Origin of the sequence: Sphingopyxis sp. UBA6723, assembly GCF_002454115.1 — a bacterium.
Classification (GTDB): domain Bacteria; phylum Pseudomonadota; class Alphaproteobacteria; order Sphingomonadales; family Sphingomonadaceae; genus Sphingopyxis.
Genome location: NZ_DKIH01000005.1, coordinates 104571 through 124881 on the forward strand (window position 1 = coordinate 104571; position 20311 = coordinate 124881).

19 protein-coding genes are annotated in these 20311 nt (G+C 64.3%); 8 read left to right on the plus strand and 11 right to left on the minus strand.

Annotated features, from left to right (window positions below):
- Positions 1-39: 39 nt before the first annotated feature.
- From B4F07_RS03230 to B4F07_RS03240, 3 genes are read right to left on the minus strand one after another with little or no spacing between them, the layout of a single operon-like run.
- Positions 40-405: a hypothetical protein gene (locus B4F07_RS03230; RefSeq protein ID WP_293699783.1), complete on the minus strand. Its 366-nt coding sequence runs from the start codon at positions 403-405 to the stop codon at positions 40-42.
- 26 nt (positions 406-431) lie between these two features.
- Positions 432-998 carry a hemerythrin domain-containing protein gene (locus B4F07_RS03235; protein ID WP_293699780.1) on the minus strand — a complete coding sequence of 189 codons (567 nt, stop codon included), beginning with the start codon at positions 996-998 and terminating at the stop codon, positions 432-434.
- Between the two features lie 23 nt (positions 999-1021).
- On the minus strand, positions 1022-1777 hold the full coding sequence (locus B4F07_RS03240) for an SDR family oxidoreductase (protein ID WP_293699777.1): 756 nt from the start codon (positions 1775-1777) through the stop codon (positions 1022-1024).
- Positions 1778-1989: 212 nt separating this feature from the next.
- Between B4F07_RS03240 and B4F07_RS03245 the strand changes: the two genes are divergently transcribed.
- Positions 1990-2160, plus strand: a complete 171-nt coding sequence (locus B4F07_RS03245; RefSeq protein WP_293699774.1) for a hypothetical protein — start codon at positions 1990-1992, stop codon at positions 2158-2160.
- Positions 2161-2186: 26 nt separating this feature from the next.
- Here B4F07_RS03245 and B4F07_RS03250 read toward each other — a convergent pair whose 3' ends face one another.
- From B4F07_RS03250 to B4F07_RS03265, 4 genes are all read right to left on the minus strand, one after another.
- Positions 2187-2486 (minus strand): hypothetical protein, encoded by a 300-nt coding sequence (locus B4F07_RS03250; RefSeq protein ID WP_293704524.1) that lies wholly within the window; start codon positions 2484-2486, stop codon positions 2187-2189.
- Positions 2487-2494: 8 nt separating this feature from the next.
- Entirely contained in the window at positions 2495-2788 is a 294-nt protein-coding gene (locus tag B4F07_RS03255; RefSeq protein ID WP_293699768.1) for a hypothetical protein, read from the minus strand.
- A 56-nt stretch (positions 2789-2844) separates the two neighbouring features.
- On the minus strand, positions 2845-5070 hold the full coding sequence (locus B4F07_RS03260) for a hypothetical protein (RefSeq protein ID WP_293699765.1): 2226 nt from the start codon (positions 5068-5070) through the stop codon (positions 2845-2847).
- A gap of 117 nt (positions 5071-5187) precedes the next feature.
- Positions 5188-6306, minus strand: coding sequence for a glycosidase (locus tag B4F07_RS03265; protein ID WP_293699762.1), 1119 nt, complete (start codon positions 6304-6306; stop codon positions 5188-5190).
- 194 nt (positions 6307-6500) lie between these two features.
- Between B4F07_RS03265 and B4F07_RS03270 the strand changes: the two genes are divergently transcribed.
- Entirely contained in the window at positions 6501-7247 is a 747-nt protein-coding gene (locus tag B4F07_RS03270; RefSeq protein ID WP_293699759.1) for an HAD-IIB family hydrolase, read from the plus strand.
- Positions 7248-7435: 188 nt separating this feature from the next.
- Here B4F07_RS03270 and xth read toward each other — a convergent pair whose 3' ends face one another.
- The gene (gene xth, locus B4F07_RS03275; protein ID WP_293699756.1) at positions 7436-8233 is read right to left on the minus strand and encodes an exodeoxyribonuclease III; all 798 of its coding nucleotides are present in this window, start codon (positions 8231-8233) and stop codon (positions 7436-7438) included.
- 242 nt (positions 8234-8475) lie between these two features.
- Between xth and B4F07_RS03280 the strand changes: the two genes are divergently transcribed.
- Entirely contained in the window at positions 8476-8655 is a 180-nt protein-coding gene (locus B4F07_RS03280; protein WP_293699753.1) for a DUF3606 domain-containing protein, read from the plus strand.
- 179 nt (positions 8656-8834) lie between these two features.
- Positions 8835-11450 (plus strand): PAS domain S-box protein, encoded by a 2616-nt coding sequence (locus B4F07_RS03285; protein ID WP_293699751.1) that lies wholly within the window; start codon positions 8835-8837, stop codon positions 11448-11450.
- A gap of 313 nt (positions 11451-11763) precedes the next feature.
- On the opposite strand, the gene B4F07_RS03290 is transcribed toward B4F07_RS03285, so the two are convergent.
- Positions 11764-13989: a catalase gene (locus B4F07_RS03290; RefSeq protein WP_293699748.1), complete on the minus strand. Its 2226-nt coding sequence runs from the start codon at positions 13987-13989 to the stop codon at positions 11764-11766.
- 249 nt (positions 13990-14238) lie between these two features.
- Here B4F07_RS03290 and B4F07_RS03295 point away from each other — a divergent pair, with 249 nt between their 5' ends.
- The 4 genes from B4F07_RS03295 (at position 14239) to B4F07_RS03310 (ending at position 16660) form a co-directional block, all read left to right on the plus strand.
- Positions 14239-14988, plus strand: coding sequence for a Crp/Fnr family transcriptional regulator (locus B4F07_RS03295; protein WP_293699746.1), 750 nt, complete (start codon positions 14239-14241; stop codon positions 14986-14988).
- Positions 14985-15182, plus strand: coding sequence for a hypothetical protein (locus tag B4F07_RS03300; RefSeq protein WP_293699743.1), 198 nt, complete (start codon positions 14985-14987; stop codon positions 15180-15182). The genes B4F07_RS03295 and B4F07_RS03300 overlap by 4 nt, the downstream gene beginning before the upstream one ends.
- A 159-nt stretch (positions 15183-15341) precedes the next feature.
- Positions 15342-15887: a hemerythrin domain-containing protein gene (locus B4F07_RS03305; protein ID WP_293699740.1), complete on the plus strand. Its 546-nt coding sequence runs from the start codon at positions 15342-15344 to the stop codon at positions 15885-15887.
- 155 nt (positions 15888-16042) lie between these two features.
- Positions 16043-16660 (plus strand): PRC-barrel domain-containing protein, encoded by a 618-nt coding sequence (locus B4F07_RS03310; RefSeq protein WP_293704526.1) that lies wholly within the window; start codon positions 16043-16045, stop codon positions 16658-16660.
- Positions 16661-16735: 75 nt separating this feature from the next.
- On the opposite strand, the gene B4F07_RS03315 is transcribed toward B4F07_RS03310, so the two are convergent.
- Positions 16736-17758 (minus strand): mannose-1-phosphate guanylyltransferase, encoded by a 1023-nt coding sequence (locus tag B4F07_RS03315; protein ID WP_293699735.1) that lies wholly within the window; start codon positions 17756-17758, stop codon positions 16736-16738.
- Positions 17759-17767: 9 nt separating this feature from the next.
- Positions 17768-20119 (minus strand): glycosyltransferase family 4 protein, encoded by a 2352-nt coding sequence (locus B4F07_RS03320; protein WP_293699732.1) that lies wholly within the window; start codon positions 20117-20119, stop codon positions 17768-17770.
- Positions 20120-20311 lie beyond the last annotated feature (192 nt).

The following is a 20311-nucleotide window of genomic DNA, read 5'->3' on the forward strand; positions in this document are numbered from 1 at the left end:
AGCGTATCGCTGAGAGATGCTTGCGCCGCAGCGGCCAAACTAACGGCTGCCGCCCACGGGGGCATCGGCGCCTGTCTTAGGTCCATGGTCGGTCGGCCGCGGCATATGGCCGCCACCGCCCTGCGCGTCGTCGTCATAATCTTCGGGGTTGCCACCGCCGCCGGCACCTGCGCCGCTGCCGGTCACCGGACCGCTGCCTTGCTTGTTCGCCCTTTTCCCGCGGTTCCGGGCAGCCGTGACGTCGCCGTCCTCGCGTTCGGTCTTGGGATAATCCTCGGGGACCGCGGTGCCGACATTCTCGCGGTCTTCGACTTTCTGCTGCGGCAGCGAGCCGGGCGTAGGGGCACGCGGCCCGGAATCGGGGCGGGCGTCGTCATGCGGGCGGTGCGGGTTGCTGTCGCTCATGGCATCTGTCCTTCTTTGATCGGGGATCAGGCGGCGGCGAAGCCGGCCTTGTTCATCTCGGCGGTGACAAGGGCATTGCCTTCCTTGCCGAGCGCGGCGCGCAGGCGCGGGAACAGCGCGTCTTCCTCCTCGGCAATATGCGCTTCGATTTCGCTGCGAAATTTGCGGACCTTGGCGATCCATTGAGGATCGTCGTTCGGCATCGCGCCAAGGTCGTGGAGATATTGCTTCACATAGCCATGGTCGTGGATGAGCTGATCGGCATCCTCGACCTGGCCATGGTCCCGCATCGCAGGATAAACGACATTTTCTTCCTCAAACGCATGTTTGGCGAGCGCATGCTTGAGCTGGGTCAGCAACATGCCGCGCTTCCAGGTCTGCGACGCGTCGGTCTTCTCGATGGCATCGAAAAGACGAAGCGTCAGCCGGTGTTCGGCCTTGAGACCTTCGTCCCACTCACCCTGCGCGGCGGTGATCCCCTGGACCACCGCCTTGCGGCCGAAGTTCGCCGCGAGCCCGACAACGAAGCCTGCCGCGGCGGCGCCGAGCAGAATGACGGGGCTCTTGTTTCCGGTCAGAATATTCGTTGCCATGGTCGTCTCCTTGGGTCTGGGGGTCAGGGATGCTCGCGCCGCGTCTCGACGCGGATCAGCGAAACTGCGGTACGCCGCGGCTGGGTCAGCATGAAATGCGCCGCAACCGCGATATCTTCGGCGCGCAGCATCTTGTGCTCGCCGATCAGCGCTTTCTGCTTCTCAGGCGGGAATTCGGGATATTGGAAGTCCGCGCCGGTGAAGCCGGGTTCGATCAATCCGACCTTGATATCCTCTTCGGCCAACTCCTTGCGAAACGCCGGAACAAAGCCCTGAATGCCTGCCTTTGCCGCGACATAGATCGAGCTGCCGGGCTTTTGCGAAACCGCTGACATCGAGCCGATGAAGATGATGTCGCTCCCGCCCTGCATCCGCCGCGCTGCTTCCTGCGCACAGACGAGATACGCGTTGAAATCGGTATCGAGCTGGTAGCGCATCTCGCTCTCGCCCGCGTCGGCGAGCGCGGCGGCCGGTACCGCCGCATTAATGATCGCGATATCGAAACCGCCAAGGTAAGTGTCCGCTGCCGCGAAAAAGCGATCGACGTCCTCCCCGATCGAGAGGTCGACATTGATCCCGTCGCCTTCGCCCACCTCGCGGATCCGCTGCAACGCATCATCCAGATGCTCGGGTGTCCGCCCACAGATAAAGAGTTTCACGCCATGACCGGCGAGCAATGTCGCGATGGCGCGGCCGATCCCTGTTGTCCCGCCGGTGACGATCGCGCGGCGGCCCTTGAGCTCGGGCATTTCCGTGTGCGCGTCATTTTCGTCGATCATGATCGATCCGCTCCTGCCATCATCTCGGGCGACCGGTTCTCGAACGGGACAAGCCCGCCGCAGCGGCCGCCCCCATGGTTGAACGACGCCTGCCGACCGGCACGGTTCCGCCGCCGGGCGAACGAACGGAATTTTTTCCGCTTGCACGCCGCAGGCAGCTTTTGACCGCGTCGCTCGTTGACCGAAAAAGCCTGTTGGAAGGAAGAAAATTCATGGAATGGACCCTGATCACGATCGTCGGACCGATCCTGTTCGTGCTGGTGCTGGGCTGGGCGATGCTGCACAATCACCGCTCGCGCGCCGAAACCCGGCGCACCGAGGAAGCGACCCGCTTGCGGCGCGCCGAAGAGGATCGGGACGCAAAAGCGAAGCAAGAAAATTGATCGCATCGTCGGATTGCGCGCGTCGCTCATGCCGACCGCGGCGCAGCGTTTTGAGGCGCTATGATCCAGTAGGGAGGATCGGCGTCGGCGGCCTTTGCGAGGCGGCAGAGCGGCAGACCTTCGACAAGCAATAATGCTTCGCGGCCCCTGGCTTCGCCTTGCGCGATCTCGAGCGCCGTCGCCGGGCTGGCGGCTTCGAATTCGATCCGCTTTGGTAACCCGAACGCATCGTCATCGTAACGCAGCGTGTAGGTCAGCCGCACCGTTGGCGGCGCGGTCGATGCGTTGCCGGGTACCGGCGGGCGGGAGACAATGTCCATTCCCATGGCTGCGCTCAGTAGGCCGGCGGGTCGCTGGCAGGGAACGACTCGTCGGCGGCCTGGTCGACGCGGTCCCACGTCCGCCGTGGCTCCGAACGCATGCCCTCGGGTCCCGCCGAGCGAGTCTGGTCGAAATTGTCGGGATCGGTTTCGTGGTCGGCGAACGCCGCGGCGTGCTGGTCGTCTCTTGCGGGTTCGGGCGTTTGCTTGCGCGTGAACCATAGAAGCGCGCCGAGCACGGCGACGCCGAACAGCCTGCTGAATCCTGACGTCCCGGCATGGGCGGGTGGCGGGGCTGTTCGTGCCATGATCTTCTCCTTTATTGATCGAAAACTCGTCTCGCGCGCCGGGCGCCGCCGCGCCTTTACGCCTCCCAGCGGAGGACGAGGCGACCATTGGCGGGCACAAAATAATCGATGCGGTCCGCGCTCGCGGCGTTCGGACGCAGCACGTCGCCATCGACCGTGGCGACATGGGTGTTCGGGAGCGTGCGGCGTTTGGCGCGCACGAAGCTCAGCCGCGCGGTGCAGGTCTCGCCGCCATCGAGGGTGAGCGAGACCGCCGCCGTGTCGGTGCGCTCGATGGCGCGCACAAAATGGTCGCAGTAGAGGAGGAAGGGCGCATCCTCGATCCGGTGGAAGGCGCGCGTCGCGAACACGAAGGCGGCGCCGGCGCCGTAAATCTCCTGGCCCACCTGGCCCGCCGCTTGACCGTCCGGGTAAAGATCCTCGAGCGGGAAGGCGAGGCGGCGGTCGATATGGCCGTTGTTTTCGCGCTGCTCGCTGGCGATCGCCTCCGGTGGCAGCGCGTCGGGATAGTAGAACCAGGCGCGATCAAGCGCATATTTGCAATATTCCGAAATCAGCATCCGCGCCGCAGGTTCGAGATCGGGGCCGCTGTCGTCCAGATAATGTTCAAAGGCGGAAAAGCTGTCGAAACATTCGTAGATCGCCATATAGGGCGCATCTTGCAGGCAGGTGACCGCCAGGAAATTGCGATAGTGGACCGCATGGCCCAGCGCGCTTTCCCAGATCTCGCTGTTGTGGAAGAAGCTCGCGAGATAGACATAACTCTGGTCGCGATAGACGTCGCGATTGGTGATCCGCCACAAACGCATGCACGCCGCGGCACCCCATGCGGTGAGATTGGCCTGATAGTTGATCCCGAAGCCAAGCCCGATCGCGGCGTCGATCGCGGCGCGTGCCTCGTCGAGAAAACGCTTGTCGTCGGTAAGCTCGAACGCCTGCAACATCACCCAGGCATAGACGCCGCCGACATCGGTCTGCCCGCGCCCGTCGGCCCCCGCGGTCTCGGTGATCACCGAAAAGTCGGTGACCTTATACTGGATCGGCCATTTATATTCGAAGTGCCGCGCCGCCTTGATCGCATAATCCATCGACTTCAGGAACAGGCTGCGGGCCTGCGCATCGCCGTCCTGCGCGAGCCGCCCAAGGTTGAGCAGTGGATGATAAAGATACCAGCTGTCGACGGCATCGGCATCCTTGTCGTCGCCGACATTGGGGAGATAGCGCCGCAGCGTCTTCAGCTTGGGATCCCAGAATTTGCCGAGACCCGCCTTGAACTCGGCTTCGAGCGGGTGCGGCGTGCCGTCCCATTTCCCCCAGTCATGGATCGCCTGGACGATCGACATCTGCACCATGATGTCGGGATATTCGGCGGCGGTATAGGGGTGGATGTAGCGATGTCCATAGTGGCGGATCGTCGCCTCGGGCGCTTCGTCGAGATCGCGCAGCGTCTGTCTGGCGCGCAGCGTCCAGTCGCGAAACTCGGTGGGCGGCAAATCGAGCAGTTGATAGGCGCCGCCGAGCAGCTGGAGAAAGTGGCGCGCCCGGTCGCGCTCGTCGCTCGGCCCGTCAGGGCGGCAGAGGAGGATCGCATCGGACAGGATGATCTCCTTGCCGGACGCGAGCGGCTCGATGTCGTCCTCGCCTGGCGGCGGGACCGGAAGCAGCAGGCCGAGCGAGGGCCACTCGCCGCCGACAACATCCTCGGGCTTCGTATCTGTCGCGCGGCAATAATCATTGAGCGCGGTCAGATTCTGGAAATAGAAAAAACTGCCGGCCGCAGGCTCATCGAGCTCGAAATAAAGCAGTCCCGCATTCAGTCCGCGCTGCACGGCGTGGACGCGGCCGCTAGCCCCCAGCGGCTCGTCGTGGCGATCGAGCGGGTAGAGATCACGCGGCACAAATGGCAGCCGGGTTGGCGCGCTCGGCGTGAACCGGGTGGTGACCCGAAAATAGGGCAGGGTCCGCGCGCCCGCGCGCAGTGACACGATATGCACGCCAAGGCCGCTGGTGATCCGGATACGGTCGATTTCGCCGGGCTCGGGCTGCAAGGCCTTGGCAATACTTTCGCCCGCCCAGGCTGCGGCGCGGAGCGCAATGCCGCCGCTCCCGGGGCGGCGGACGATCAGCCATAGCGCATCGCCGAGGGTGCGCGCTTCGGCAGCGAGGTCGCCAATAGCAAAAACTGCCAGCGCTTTACCGCGCATGGCCGCAAGCTGGTCGCATAGGGTAAGGAGATAAGGGGTTACCGTTGCGGGGCTACCCTCGAGCGCGCTCGCTGCCATGATCCTGCTGCTTCCTGCTGACCGTCGCTTTCGCCGAACATCTTCGGTTGGAAAAACCGCGGCGCCGACCTTGGTTCCCAGCGCTTGATCGATGTTAATGCGATCGCGCGGCGCGGCTCAGAGGCCGAAGACCGATTTGGGGATATGGGTGATGCGGCACGCGAGATCGGCTTCGCCCGAAGCGACGACATAATGCTCGCCCGCATCGGCGATGCCGGTCGTGAACACGACGTCGCGCACGTAAAGCTTGTCCTCGAGCGGGCGTGTGAGTTCGGGGTCGGCCTCGAGCAAGGGCGCGTGATCGCTGCGCACGATGCGTGCGGGATCGTGCCGGTCCAGCAGCGACCAATAGGTGCGGTACACGCCGACGATCTCCTTGGGCTCGACCCCGTGCCAGAGCGTCAGCCAGCCATGCTCGGTCAGAATGGGCGGGGTGCCGCCGCCGATCCGCGCGGTCGCGATTGTATCGGCGTGCGGGCGGATGCCGGGCGCACGGTGCGGTTTCCAGTGCAGCGCGTCGGGCGAGCTTGCCAGGTTGATCGAGGGCCCCGCGCGCCACGCCGAACCTGGCGGATAGGCGAAATATAGATCGCCGAGCGGGCGCGTCTGGGCCCAATAATGTCCATCGATCAGACCTTCGAAGATCAGCATATCCTTGTTCTGATGGTCGAGGACAATATCTTCGAACCGCCAGTCGAGCCCGTTGTCCGAGCTGTAGAGCGTTGTCGAATGGCGTTCGGGGCTGACCGAGCAGCTGGTCATCAGCAAGCGGTCTTCGACCCGGCTGATCCGCGCATCCTCGACGCCGTAACATTGAAAGTCGCCTTGCGGCGCAATCGCGCGGTCGTAATGAACCGTGACCAGCGCGAGGCCGTCGGGGGTGAGCTCGACCGGCAACAGCCACGACAGTGAAGTCAGCGCCATCACCCGCCAGGCGCCGCCGCGCACCATGAATTTGCGCGGGTCCGCGGTGTCGCATAAATCGAGTGGCCACGCATCGAGGACATATCGCCCCTCGGCCCAGCGAATGCAGTGGACATGGCCGTCGAAGATGGGGCTGCGCAGCGCTTCCGCAATGCGAACCAGCATCAAGAGATTGCCGTTGGCCAACCGCGTCAGGCCTGGGTTGAAAGCCCCCAGAACATAAGTTTCTGCCGAGAAATGGCCTGCGAGCGGCGAGCGCGCCAGATCGACGTCGTCGGGGCCAAAAACGAGCCGGTCGATAGCAAAGCCCACGCGTTCCGTCCTCCTGCTCGATTGTTTGGCGCTTGCGCCATTGCCCCTATCAAGCCGCGGGCCGCTGCATCGTTCCCGGCACCGCCTTGGCCGCTGGATTGCGGGGGCGCGGAACCATTGGCGGCCTCGATCGATTCGATGTTGTCTCGGGGACCCGCCCGGGGCGACGATGAACCCAAGGGAGTGCCGTCCTGATGAAACAGCTTGTCGCCTTCGATCTCGATGGGACGCTGGCCGAGAGCAAACAGCCGCTCGAACCCGAGATGGGCGAGGCGCTTGCCGATCTCATGGCCGTCGCCCAGGTCGCCGTTATTTCGGGCGGCGATTGGCCGCAATTCGACAAGCAGGTCGCGAGCCGCCTGCCCGCGCGGGCCGACCGCTCGCGGCTCTGGCTGATGCCGACGACGGGAACCAAGCTTTACACTTATGCGACGGACGCTTGGACGCCGGTTTATGCCGAACTCTTCGAGGCTGGGCAAAGGCGCGAGATCCTCGCGGCGTTCGACGCGGCGCTGATCGCGACGGGTTTTGTACCCGAACAGGTCTGGGGGGAGCGGATCGAGGATCGGGGCAGCCAGATCACCTTTTCAGCGCTTGGTCAGCAGGCTCCGATCCACGCCAAGGAAGTCTGGGATCCCGATTTTGCCAAGCGCCGGATCATTCAGGCCGATCTGCGCCAGCGCTTGCCGGGCCTGTCGATCAACATGGGCGGCGCCACTTCGATCGACATCACGCGCGAAGGCGTCGACAAGGGTTATGGTCTCAAGAAGCTCCGCGACGCGAGCGGCATCCCGCTCGACGCGATGATGTTCGTCGGCGATGCGATTTTCCCCGGCGGCAACGATTATCCGGCAAAGCTTCTCGGCCTCGACACCGTCCGGGTGCGCGATCCGCAAGAGACGCTAGCCGTGGTCGCAGCGATCATCGCTTGCCAGAAATGAGCGGGAGCGCGTGCGCCGACCATCGTCTCGCATCGCAGCACAAGCCGCGCGCCTCGGCTTAGCCGTCCACGGAGAGCGACAGCCGGGTCACGCGGAGGCGGTCGCTAACCGCCAAAGGTGCCTTCGCCTTGCCCCGGACGACGACTTGGCCGCATCCTGCCATTGTGCGGCAGTCCGGGGCGAAGCTTTTATTTCAGAGGCTTGGATTTGTTACGATCGGCAAGCTCGACCCAGACCGGTGTGTGATCGCTGCTCTTCTCCCAGCCGCGCGGCTGAAGATCGACCTCGGCGCTCTGGAGCAATGTCTTTGCCGGTTTGTTCAACAGGACATGGTCGATGCGGATGCCGGCGTTGCGCTCGAAGCTCCTGCGCCAATAAGGCCAGAAGCTGTAGATCGTCGCCTCCGGGTGCAGATGGCGGATCGCGTCGGTCCAGCCCTGGTCGAGGATCTGCTGATAAGCAGCTCTGGCCTCGGGGGCGAACAGCGCATCCTTGGTCCAGCGTTCGGGCTTGTAGACATCGCGGTCGGTCGGAATGACGTTGAAGTCGCCGAGCACGACGACCGGTGCCTTCAGGTCGACAAGGGTGCGCAGGTGCGCGTCAAGGCGCGCCATCCATGCGAGCTTGTAATCGAACTTCGGCCCGGGCCGGGGATTGCCGTTCGGCAGATAGAGCCCGGCGATAAGCACGCCGCCGACCGCGGCTTCGATGTAGCGGCTCTGTGCATCGTCTGGATCGCCCGGCAGCCCGCGGCGCGTCTCGTGAATCTCGCCGACACGGCTCAGGAGTGCGACGCCGTTCCAGCGGCTTTGGCCGTGCCAGATCGCCTGATAGCCCGCGGCTTCGATCTCCGCGTGCGGGAAGGCCGCTTGCGGCGCCTTCAATTCCTGCAGAACCACAATGTCGGGTTCGGCAAGCCCGAGCCATTTCAGCAAGTTCGGGAGACGCCGGCCGATGCCGTTCACATTGAAGGTTGCGATCTTCACCGGGCCGCACGCGTCTGGTCGGCACGGCCCCGACGGGAAACGGCGTCCGCTCGCGATGCCGACGCCCGGGCAAAGGCTGCGCCGATGACGGCAGGCTTGGCCGGGGTCGATGCATTCGCGGATGGCATGTTTCTGACTACTCGGATGAAGCCGCTTCGTTCCCGGCGCGGGGGGGGGGGGCAACCCGCGGCCCGGACGCGCGTTGAAATTCGCGTCAGCAACGAGCAAGCAAGGAGCGCAGCATGGCCGACGACAAGACCAATATCGGCTCGCCCGATCGCGATCGGATCAGCCTCGGCGAAGACTATGAAATTCGTAACTGGACGCAGAGCCTCGGGGTCAGCGAAGCAGAATTGCGCGAAGCCGTGGATGCGGTCGGCAATTCGGTCGACGCTGTCCGCGCCTATCTGAAGACGCGCTGATAGCTGAGATCGCCTGACGCGCGAGTCGCCGCAGCGCTGTCGCCCGTTCGGCGGATCGGCGGGCGTTACAGGGGCGCCGCGGTAGTGCGATTGGGGTCCTTTGCTTCCTCGTTGGATGGCGGGAACCGTCGCCGGGGTTGTGTCGTTCTGGAAGCTGTATTTGAAGGGGACCGGAACGCGTGTGGAACGCCTTGGCAAAGCGCAGCGATAACATCGATTTTCTTCGCCACGACGGAGAAATGGGCCAGCGCATCGCAGTCTATGACTGGGAGTCGACGTCGCTCGGTCCGATCACCGGATGGCCGCAAAGCCTCAGGGCGATGGTCGCCTTCATCATTCACTCGCCCGTCCCGATCGTGATGCTCTGGGGCAAACAGGGCACGATGATGTACAATGACGCCTATTCGCAATTTGCCGGCGCCAATCACCCACGCATCCTCGGCCTGCCGGTGCGCGAGGCCTGGCCCGAGGTCGCCGACTTCAACGCACATGTGATGGAGGTTGGTCTCGCGGGCGGAACGCTCGCCTATAAGGACCATCTGCTCCAGCTCGACCGGTCGCGCGGTCTTGAGGATGTCTGGATGAACCTCGATTATTCCCCTGTTTTTGGTGACGATGGCACACCCGCAGGCGTTCTCGCGGTGGTGGTCGAAACCACCGAAGCGGTGAAGGCGGCCGCTGCGCTTAGCGAAAGCGAGGCGCGCCTGCGTTTCCTCGACGGGCTGACGGTCCAGACAGCCGCAACCGCGGACGCCGACGAAATCCTCGCGGCCACCACCCGCATGGTCGGCGAATATCTCGGCGTGTCGATTTGCGCCTATGCCGACATGGACGCAGACGGCGACGGATTCACGATCCGCGGCGACTGGACCGCGGAAGGATCGCCATCGATTAAGGGGCACTACAGTCTCGCTGCCTTCGGCGAACTCGCCGTAGCCCGTCTGACCGCCGGACAGCCGCTTATCATCAGCGACAACGCGGTCGAGGTCGCGCCCGACGCGGCGGCGACCTTTCAGGCGATCGGAGTCCGTGCGACCATTTGCATGCCGCTGGTCAAGGAAGGGCGGCTCAAGGCCATGATGGCAATCCATCATCGGCAACCCCACGCCTGGAGTGACAATGAGCTGGCTTTGATGCGCGAGGTGACCGATCGGAGCTGGGCGCATGTCGAGCGAGCCGGCACCGAGGCCGAGCTGCGCCAGACTGCCGCGCGCCTGCGCGATCTCAACGAAACGCTCGAGATGCGCGTGGCCGAGCGATCGGCAGCGCTCGAACGCAGCCAGGTTCAGTTTCGTCTCCTTGTCCAGGGGGTCACCGATTATGCGATCTTCATGCTCGACACGAACGGTATTGTGACCAGTTGGAATGCCGGTGCCGAGCGGATCAAGGGCTATACGCCCGAGGAGATCATCGGCCGCCACTTTTCCGTTTTTTACGAGCAAGCGGAAAGGGAAGCGGGAGAACCTGCGCGTGCGCTAGATATGGCACGCCGCGATGGCCGGTTCGCTGCCGATGGCTGGCGGCTCCGCAAGGACGGCTCGCGCTTTCGCGCCGGCGTCGTGATCGACGCAATCCGCGATGACGCGGGGAAGCTGATCGGCTTTGCCAAGATAACCCGCGACATCAGCGAGCGCGAGGAAGCGCAGCTGGAACTGGAGCGCGCGCGCGAAGCGCTGTTCCAGTCTCAGAAAATGGAAGCAATCGGCCAGCTCACTGGCGGAGTGGCGCATGATTTCAACAATTTGCTGATGGTCATTCAGAGCGGACTCGAACTGCTCCGCAAGCGACCTTCGTTCGATCCGCAGACCACGCGGCTGCTCGACAATTGCCTGCAGGCGACCGAGCGGGGGGCGGCGTTGACTCAGCGAATGTTGGCTTTTGCGCGCCGCCAGGAGCTTGCGACCGAGCATATCATGCTGCCGGAACTGGTCGGCGGGATGATGGAGCTGCTGCAACGATCGCTCGGGCCTCACTTGCGCATCGAGACGCGCTTTCCTGCCGATCTTCCGGCCGTATCGGCGGATATCAATCAGCTCGAGATGGCGCTGCTCAATCTGGCCGTCAACGCGCGCGACGCAATGCCAAGCGGCGGTACCATTTCCATCGATGCGCAAGAGCGCGACGTCCGGCGCGGCCAGGTCGGCGGGCTCGCGCCCGGTCGCTACATCCGGCTGACGGTGGCCGACGAGGGCGTAGGCATGGACGCCCAAACGCTGGCGCGGGCCGCCGATCCTTTCTTCACCACGAAAGGGGTGGGCAAGGGAACGGGGCTCGGCCTTTCGATGGTCCATGGGTTCGCGCAGCAAATCGGCGGCGCCCTCGAAATGGAAAGCGAAATCAACATCGGAACACGCGCGCATATCTGGCTGCCGATCAGCCGCGCGCAGGCGCCGCTGTCGTTACATGGATCCGACGCGCAGGGCGGCACGGCAGCCCAAGGCCAGCGAATTCTCGTCGTCGACGACGACGCGATCATCTTGATGAACACGGCGGCGTTGCTTGAGGATCTCGGCCATCGGGTCCTCGAGGCGAGTTCGGGCGCCGAAGCGCTTGCCCTCTTGGGTGCGCATCGTGATATCGACATCCTGATCACCGACCAGGCCATGCCCGGCATGACGGGGAGCGAATTGATCGCAGCCGCCCGCGCTGAACGTCCGCATCTGCCGATCATTCTGGCGACCGGATATGGCGAAACGCCGAGCGATGTGGGACCGGCGCTTCAGCGTCTCGGCAAGCCGTTCGGGCAAAAGGAGCTGGAAAACGCCGTTGCAAAGGCGATTGCCGAGATGGGCTGAGCAAGGGGTGCAATGGGAGAACCGCTGGGTAAGGCGTGTCTGGCTTGGCGTCGCGCCTGACCCATTGCGGGTCGCGCGCTCCTCGTCGAAAATCTGTGCCGCGCGCTCGGGTCCGACATGCGCGCCAAACTGTCGGTCAAGGTTGGGACACGGCCGACGAGGGCTGCTTGCTGACTGGCGCGCATCAACGCACCATCGTCCCCCGCCTCTAAGCGGCGGGGGACGTCGTGCTCGACCTTGACCACATCGGCCATGCGAAAGGCCATGGCGACGCCGATCGGCAACGACCTTGCCGACGGGCGCCGCGCCGCCGCTAATTCGCTGGTGGTGCCGGTTTTGCGTCGAGGTCCACCTTCAGCTCGCGCGGCCAGTGGCGAAGCGCGCGGCAGGCCTCGACAAAGGGCGCCGCATCGCCGGCCTTGGCAAGCGGAATGCAGGCCTCGTCGAGATCATCGGCGAGGCCTGCGGCAGCGAAGATCGCCGCTGCCTCGGCCGTCATGCCGATGAATTTGCAGTGTGCGAAGGCATCGCTGGCGAAATCCTTGGCAGCCGCGTCGGCCGCAAGTTCGGCGGCGCCTTCCTCCGAGACGATCATCGCGACCGCGTCGAAGAGCACCGACGGGCCGCCGTCGATCTTGTGCCGGGCCGCCACCTTGGTGCCGTCGGCGAGCGTCACCCCGCCGATCTTGGGCGCGACGACCTCATAGACCGCGCCTTCGGCGTCGAGCGCCTTGACCAGCGCCGTAAAGATCGTCGGATTGGCGCCGTCGCTCATCAAGATGCCAAGCTTGCGGCCCCGGAAATTGTCGGGACCATTTTTGATTATGCTGAGCGCGTCGGAAGGCGGCAGGTCGGTGAGCGGCTTGCGCGCCGCGATCGCCGGATCGGGGAGATCCATGCCGAGGCCGTCGGCGACCGTGGCCGCGAGCGTCGCATCGATGTTGCGCAGATGCGATACGGTGCGCGAGCGAATGTCGGGGCGTTCGACCTTCGACAATTCGAACACCAGCGCATCGCCGATATGCTTCTGCTCGATCGGCGTCTGACTGACGAAAAACTGCCGCGCCTGGCTGTAATGATCGGCGAAACTCTCCGAACGCGTGCGCTGCTTGGGTCCGTCGGCGTCTTCGGCAAAGCTTTGGAAGCCGCGGACCGGATCTTCGCGCGGTCCGCCTTGCGTCGGCCCCCAGCTGTTGGGCTCGTAGTTCACACGGCCTTGCGGGTTGCGCATCGCCATATGACCGTCCTGCTGGAAATGCGCCATCGGACATTTGGGTGCATTGATCGGGATGTGGGTGAAGTTCGGCCCGCCGAGGCGTTTGATCTGCGTGTCGAGATAGGAAAAATTGCGGCCTTGCAGCAGCGGATCGTTCGAGAAATCGATGCCGGGCGGGACATTCTGGGTGCAGAAGGCGACCTGTTCGGTTTCGGCGAAGAAATTGTCGACGACGCGGTCGAGGACAAGTCGCCCGACGACGCGGATCGGAACCAGCTCCTCGGGGATCAGCTTCGTCGCATCGAGCACGTCGAAATCGAAGCTGTCGGCGAAATCATCGTCGAACAACTGGACGCCCAGCTCCCATTCGGGGAAGTCGCCGCTGTTGATCGCGTCCCACAGGTCGCGGCGGTGAAAGTCGGGATCGGCGCCATTGATCTTGACCGCCTCGTTCCAGACCACCGATTGCAGCCCCTGCTTGGGCTTCCAGTGGAACTTGACGAAGGTTGACTTGCCCTTCGCATCGAGGAGGCGGAAGGTGTGGACCCCGAACCCCTCCATCGTGCGGTACGAGCGCGGAATTGCGCGGTCGGACATCGTCCACATGATCATGTGGAAACTTTCGGGCATCAGGCTGATGAAATCCCAGAAATTGTCATGCGCCGACGCCGCCTGCGGGAAGGCGCGATCGGGCTCGGGCTTTACCGAATGGACGAGGTCGGGAAATTTGATCGCATCCTGGATGAAGAAGACGGGAATATTATTGCCGACCAGATCCCAATTGCCCTCTTGCGTATAGAGCTTGACTGCGAAACCGCGGACATCGCGCGCCAGATCAAAGCTGCCCTTCGAACCCGCGACCGTCGAGAAGCGCACAAAGGCGGGGGTGCGTTCGCCGACGCGCTGGAAAATATCGGCGCGGCTGACGTCGGCGAGACTGTCGATGAGCTCGAAATAGCCGTGCGCGCCATAGCCGCGGGCATGGACGACGCGCTCGGGAATGCGTTCATGATCGAAATGGAAGATTTTTTCGCGAAAATGAAAATCTTCCATCAGCGTCGGGCCGCGCGCCCCCTGTTTCAGACTATTCTGGTCGTCGGCAACCGGCGCTCCCTGCTGGGTCGTCAGCACCGCGACGTCGCCTTGGGCGATTTGATGGGTCTCGCCCCCGTTCCCCAATGGTTCGTCGAAACTGAAGCTGATCGGCGCATCACCCGGAATCGCCGGTGCCTTGGACGGACTTTCGCCGCCGATATCGGCGCCGGCAATATCCGCCGGGGATTTGGGCGGCGGGGATTTGGAGGGTTTGTTGCTCTTGGCCATGATGCTTCTCGCCGTTCGAAGATGGGACATTTTGCCTCTGGTCCGCGATCGCGCCATCAGCGCGCGCCGCGGAAAGGCCGCACCGGTTCAACCGTCAATGGCCATGCGGGTTGCCGCGCCGGAGCCAAAATTAACCTGCATCATCACGATGGGGAGGCGCGGCGATGCAACGGCGGAGGCCACTGCTCGTTGGATCAGCGCACAGAGTCGCTACTGATGCGTCCGAACCCCAAGCGAGGATCGTCAGCCATGTTCACCGAACGCTTCTTGAGACACAAACGCGGCGCCACGCTGAGCACGGCGGAACGCGCGCGCCTCGAATCCGGCATCAGCGAAGTGCGCACCTATAAAGCGCGCCGCCTTGTCGCTCGCGCGGGCGAGCGGCTGACCGAAAGCACCTTGCTGATCGACGGCTTCATGTGCCGTTATCTCGACGATCGGGCGGGCCTTCGCCAGCTGGTTGCGATCCACGTCCCTGGCGATTTCCTCGACCTGCACGCCTATCCGCTGCAAACGCTCGACCATGATGTCGCCACGATCACCGGGGCGACAGCCGCGATCATCCCGCATAGCGAGCTCGATATCATCGCCGACGCGATGCCCGAGCTCACCCGCAAGCTCTGGTTCTCGACCCTGCTCGACGCCGCCATCCATCGTGCCTGGCTGTTTCGCCTCGGTCGGCTCGACGCCATTGCACGGGTCGCGCACTTCCTGTGCGAGACCAACGCGCGGCTGATGTCGGCCGGGCTGAGCGAAGGGCGCCGCTTCGCGCTCGGTCTCACCCAGTCCGATCTGGCCGAAGTCTGCGGGCTCACCACCGTCCATGTTAACCGGGTGGTGCGTCAGCTACGCGAGGAGGGTCTTTGCACCTTTCGCTCCTCGCTCGTCGAAATCCTCGACCTTGAGCGACTCACCATCCGCGGCCAGTTCAATCCCGCCTATCTCTATATTGATGATCCAGCCGACCGTCTGCCCTCCTTCACAAGGCCTAAGTCATGAAATCTCCCTCCGCCGAACTCCAACCCGAAACCGAACCCGGCATCGCCACCGCCGAACAAGGCGTCGTGGTGCTCGATGGTCAGGATGGCCTCGCCACGACGATGACCGCCGACGCCGCGGCGCGAACGGGTCAGAGCCTGATCGACGCCGCAGCAATCGCCCGGTCGCAAAAGCCCGGGTCAAACGATGATTGATCCCTTGGGCGCCTGGCGCCCGGCTGCTGTTCGATCCCGCGGTAACAATCGCATTAACCCAGGTTGATTTGCGGGCCGTAGCGGGAACATGGTGCGGGCAGGGCGGGTTTTCTCTTGCAGTCTCCGACATCTGGAGACCCACGATCAGGAGATATTTCCATGTCGATCATCGACCGAATGATTGCCGCCGTGACCCCTCCCGAAAGCGACGAAGCGCGGCTCGAAGCGCGCACCAGGGCGACCCGGGCTGCGCTGCCCGGCGACTGGCTCGACCAGATCCTGCAGCATCATATGGACATCGAAGATGCTCTTGCCGACGTCAGGGCCGCGTCCGACGCCGCGAGCCGCACCGCTCAGTTGAAGCAGCTCGCACTGGTCTTGACCGGCCATGCGATCGCCGAAGAGGCGGTCATCTATCCCGCGATGGCAAACGTGGCTGCGAAGGGGCACGCCGGCATGGGCTATGATGAGCAGGCGCTCGTGAAAGTCCAGATGGCATTGCTCGAAAAACTCGACCCCATGAGCCAGGAATTTATCGAGAAACTCGACCATATCGAGGGTGCGGTGAAGCATCACATGTACCAGGAAGAAGGCGACTGGTTTCTCGAGCTCAAGGACAGCGCGTCGGTTGCCGACGAAGTCCTGCTGACCCGGCGCTATGCCGAAGAATATGAGCGTTACGTCGGCGCCCCCTCGCTGGCGTGACGCTGGGCTCCGCCGGCGCGTCGCAGTGCCGCCGGAGTCCGTTCGGCAGTCGCTCGCCGGAGCGAACGCGGGCTTACCTCCTATGAAACCGAAAGGTGTTTGAACTGGACCCGATCATTGGCTTTGTCGCTCCCGCTGCGACAATGATGGCCGCCATGATGACCGCTGCCAATCTCGGCGCGCGCGTCACCGGCTGGGGTTTCATTGTCTTCACGCTGGGCTCGATCTGTTGGTCGCTGGTCGGGCTGCAGTCCGGTCAGACAAATCTCGTCGCGACCAATGTCTTTCTGACCTGCGTCAATCTGGTGGGAATCTGGCGCTGGCTCGGGCGGCAGCGCGGCTATGAGGATGGCGCCAAGGCCGCCTCTCGGTCGAGCCGGCACCCCGGAACGCCGACGCTGTTCTCGGCGACGGGGTTGTCGGGCATGGCCGTCAGCGACATCGGCGGTGAGAGCCTTGGCCGGTCGGTCGAAGCGATGATCGAATGCCGGTCGGGACAGCTCAGCTATATTGTCGTCGCAACCGGCGGCATTGCCGGCGTCGACGAGGAACTGCGCTCGGTTCCCATTGCCGACATCCAATGTCACCCCGATGGTTTGATGATCCTTGAGACAAAGGCCGTCTATGCACGCCGTCCGACACTGGCGCGGGGCGACTGGCCCGCGAGCGTGGCGGCCGCATCAACCGCGCAACGAGACGAATCTCTTGCTGATCCGGAGGGCGACAACGCGAAGGGTGGCGAAGCGCGCGCGCATGCATCGGCGCAAGGCTGATTGGCTTATGGCTTCAACGCCGACCGGCCATCTGCTCGTGCCGCGCCGGGTTGCCGCCGCGACCGGTGTGGCCTGTCACTCGTGAGCCTGCGCCGCAATGCGTGCGTGCGCCAGCGGCATGACGAGAATGTCGTCGCCGTCGACTATCACCGCGACGTCTTGCATGCCGATGAGCGAGACGCGGCGGTCGTCGGCCCGCACCAGGCAACCGCGACTATCGTGAAGGAAGCTGCTGCCGCTCGCGCTGTTCCCCGCGTCGTCGCGGTTCGAGGCGGCGTGCACGGCGTGCCAGGTGCCGAGGTCGGACCAGCCGATCGAAACAGGCACCACCGCGACCCGATCATGCTTTTCCATCACCGCGCAATCAATCGATAGGGAAGGCGCGGTTTTGAAAGAAGGAGCGTGGACGAATTGCGCGTCGCCGTCGGTCGTCGCGTTCGCTACCCCCCGTTCGGCAGCCGCAAGGATCGCGGGGCAGTGCCTGGCCATCGCCGCGCGCATCGCGTCGGCGCGGAATAGGAAAATTCCGGCGTTCCAATTGAACCCGCCTGCGGCGAGCATCGCTTCGGCTTCCGCAAGCGGCGGCTTTTCGACGAACCGTGCAACCGCGTACCCGGCGTCACCTAGGGCGACGCCACTCGCAATGTAGCCAAAGCCGGTGTCGGGTCGGTCGGGTGTGACCCCGAATGTCACTAGCCATGCGTCGCGCGCTAACCTGGAGCCTTGTTCGATCGCGTCATGAAAGGCGGCGATATCGGCAATGATATGATCGCTGGGCATGACGAGGAGCAATTGCTCGGGGGCGCAAGTCGCGACGGCGAGCGCGACGGCCGCCGCAGTATTGCGCGGCTCCGGTTCGACGAGCAGGCGCAGGGTTCGGTCGCCAGCCTGCTCGCGCGCGATGTCGACATGGCCCGGTCCGCAGATGATGAGCGGTTCGGCATAGCCTGCGCCGACAACGCGTGAGACCGTCTGCGCAAACAGGCTTTGCGTGCCGGTCAGCGGCAGAAACTGTTTTGCGCGCAGGCCGCGTGACGCCGGCCACAGGCGCGTTCCCGCCCCGCCGCACAGGAGGACGGGCTGAATGAAGTCGGGCATCGGTTGGGCCTAGGCGCTGAGTTCGGCGATGCGAACGGGCGCCGAGACGGGCTTGGCGGCGGTGTGCGCCGCCGGCTCAGCCCAGAAAATTTGGGCCATCCGGTGGTGCGCCAGATGAAAGGCGAGGACCGACTCCGCGCCGCTGTTGCGGTTGGCTCCCTGCGGGTTCAAGCCGTCGAGGCAGCGACCGGAAGCCAGATCGCCCAGCGCAATTCCGCGGTCGTTCGCGCCGAGGAACCAGGCATAAGCGGTCTCGGCATGGTCGCGCCAGATCCTGCTGCGTGTGACCTTATATGCGGTGCCGCAGGCTGCGATCGTCGCCCAGGCCTCAAGCGGTTGCTGGTCGAACGGCAGGCTCTCGCCGGACCGAGCGAAACTGTCGGATCCGACCGGTCGGAAATGGCCGGCGGGGGCCGTCTGGAATGTCGCCAGCCAGTCGAGCGCGGCGAGACCGGCTGCTTCGAGGGGGAGCGACGGCAGGCGGCGACCCGCGCAGATCAGCGCCTCGGCGAGCCGGGCGTTGTCATAGGCGACGCCGGCCTCGAACCAGTCCCATCCTGGACGCCGCGCCGATTTCCAAAGCGCGCCGAGGAAGGCGCCGCCGCGCTCGACGAAGGCGCGCGCCGCGGCATTTTCGGAAAATTCGAGCCGGGCGTCGGCTCCCATCAACGCGAACGCGATCGCGCGCGGGCTCTTGAACCGGTCGGCCATCTTTAGCGAGCGATCGAAAAGGGCCACGGCCCAGTCGCGCATGGCAGGCGATACCGCGTGCGCAGCCGCATGACCCAAAGCCCAGAGCGTGCGGCCGTTGCTGTCTTCCGACCCCGCCTCTTCCAGCCAGCGGCGATCGTAGCTCATGAAATTGCGAAACACGCCGCGCTCTTCATTCCAGCCATGCTGGAGGAAACTCGCAAAGGCACGGGCGTAAGGCGCGGCGTCTTCCTGCGCGCGCGCAGGAAGACTGTGCACCAGCATCAGCGCCCGGGCGTTGTCGTCGATGCAATAGCCATGCGCGCGGTCGGGTACGAGATGGACCGAATGCTGCAGCATGCCGACGTCGTCGCAAATCGACCACACCCCGGAAAGCGACGGCGCGCGGCGTGTCCGCACCGGGTTCCCCTCCACCGCAACAGCGTCGACCAGAGCGGCGCAGGCGCGCGCAATGACATTCCATGCGGTGCGGCGCCCGCGTTGATAGGCACGGCGTTGCAGCGCGCGCCGTTCGTCGGGGACAGCCAGCAGCAGCAGCACCGCTTCGGCTATCGCTTCGCTGTCGGTGCCAGCCAGCAAGATGCCGACATCCTCGGCAAGCAGTTCGCGGGCATGCACGAAGGGGGTCGAGACAACTGCCCGGCCGAGCGCGACCGCATAAGCGAGCGTCCCCGAGGTAATCTGATTCAGGTTGGGATAGGGCGCGAGATAGATATCGCAGAGTTCGATCTGGTCGAGCAACTCCTCGGTATCCAGAAAGCGATTGTCCCAGGCTATATTATTGGCCACGCCGAGGCTCTCGGCCAGCTGTTCCAGTCCCTCCCGATAGGCCTCGCCTTCGGCCGCGATGAGTGTGGGATGCGTCGCGCCGACGATGCGATACAGGATGTCGGGATATTGCGCGGCAATGGTCGGTAGCGCGCGGATTGCGGCTTCCAGGCCCTTGCCCGGTCCGATCAGTCCGAAGGTCGACAGCACGGGTCGATCGGCGATGCCGAGTGTCTTGCGCAGTGGGGCAATGTCGATGAAGGGACGATCGGGCGTGCCATGTTCGATATGCACGATCTGCTCGGGGCCGGCCCCATAAACGTCGCGCAAGGTCGCGCGGCCGAATTCGCTCATGACCACGAGCTTGCTGCCCCGCGCGACGAGCCGGTCCATCACGCGGCGCTGCTCCGGGCTGGGCTCCGCCAGCACGGTGTGGAGGGTCACGATGAGCGGCGCCGCGATGCGGTCGATGAGCGCGAGGATCATTTCGCCCGCGGGTCCGCCAAAGATGCCGAACTCATGCTGGAGCCAGACGGCGCTGACGTCGCTCGCGTTGATTGCTTCCGCTGCGGCCAGATAGCTGGCAGCGTCCTGCTCGTCGATCGCGCACAGCGTCACCGGGTCGAGGGGTGGGTCGGTGCGGCTGCGCATGGCATAGACGTCGATTGCAAGGTCGGGTCGTTCGGCCCACATATGGTCATAGATGTCGGCGGTAAAGGTCGCGATGCCGCACTGCCGCGGACGAAAGCAGCCAATGAGGGCAATGCGGTGCCCGCGCTTGTCGGCTTGCGCCTCGTCGGCCTGCGCGGGCAATGTAAGCGATACCGACATGTCGTCGGGGGAGATGTCGCGGAAGAAGCGGTTTTCGCTATCGTGTTTCATATCGTCCTCTTCACCTGGAACCTTGCACTGGCGCGCGCCTGACCGCGCGTGCGGACACGCGGGTCGAGCCGAGATTGTCGGTCTTGCGAGCAGATTGTTTAAGCGCGTTGATGACGCGTTGCGTATATGAGACCCAACGCCGCGGCGTCCGCCGGGTTGCAGTGCACCATCAAAATGAACGCCCGATTTGAT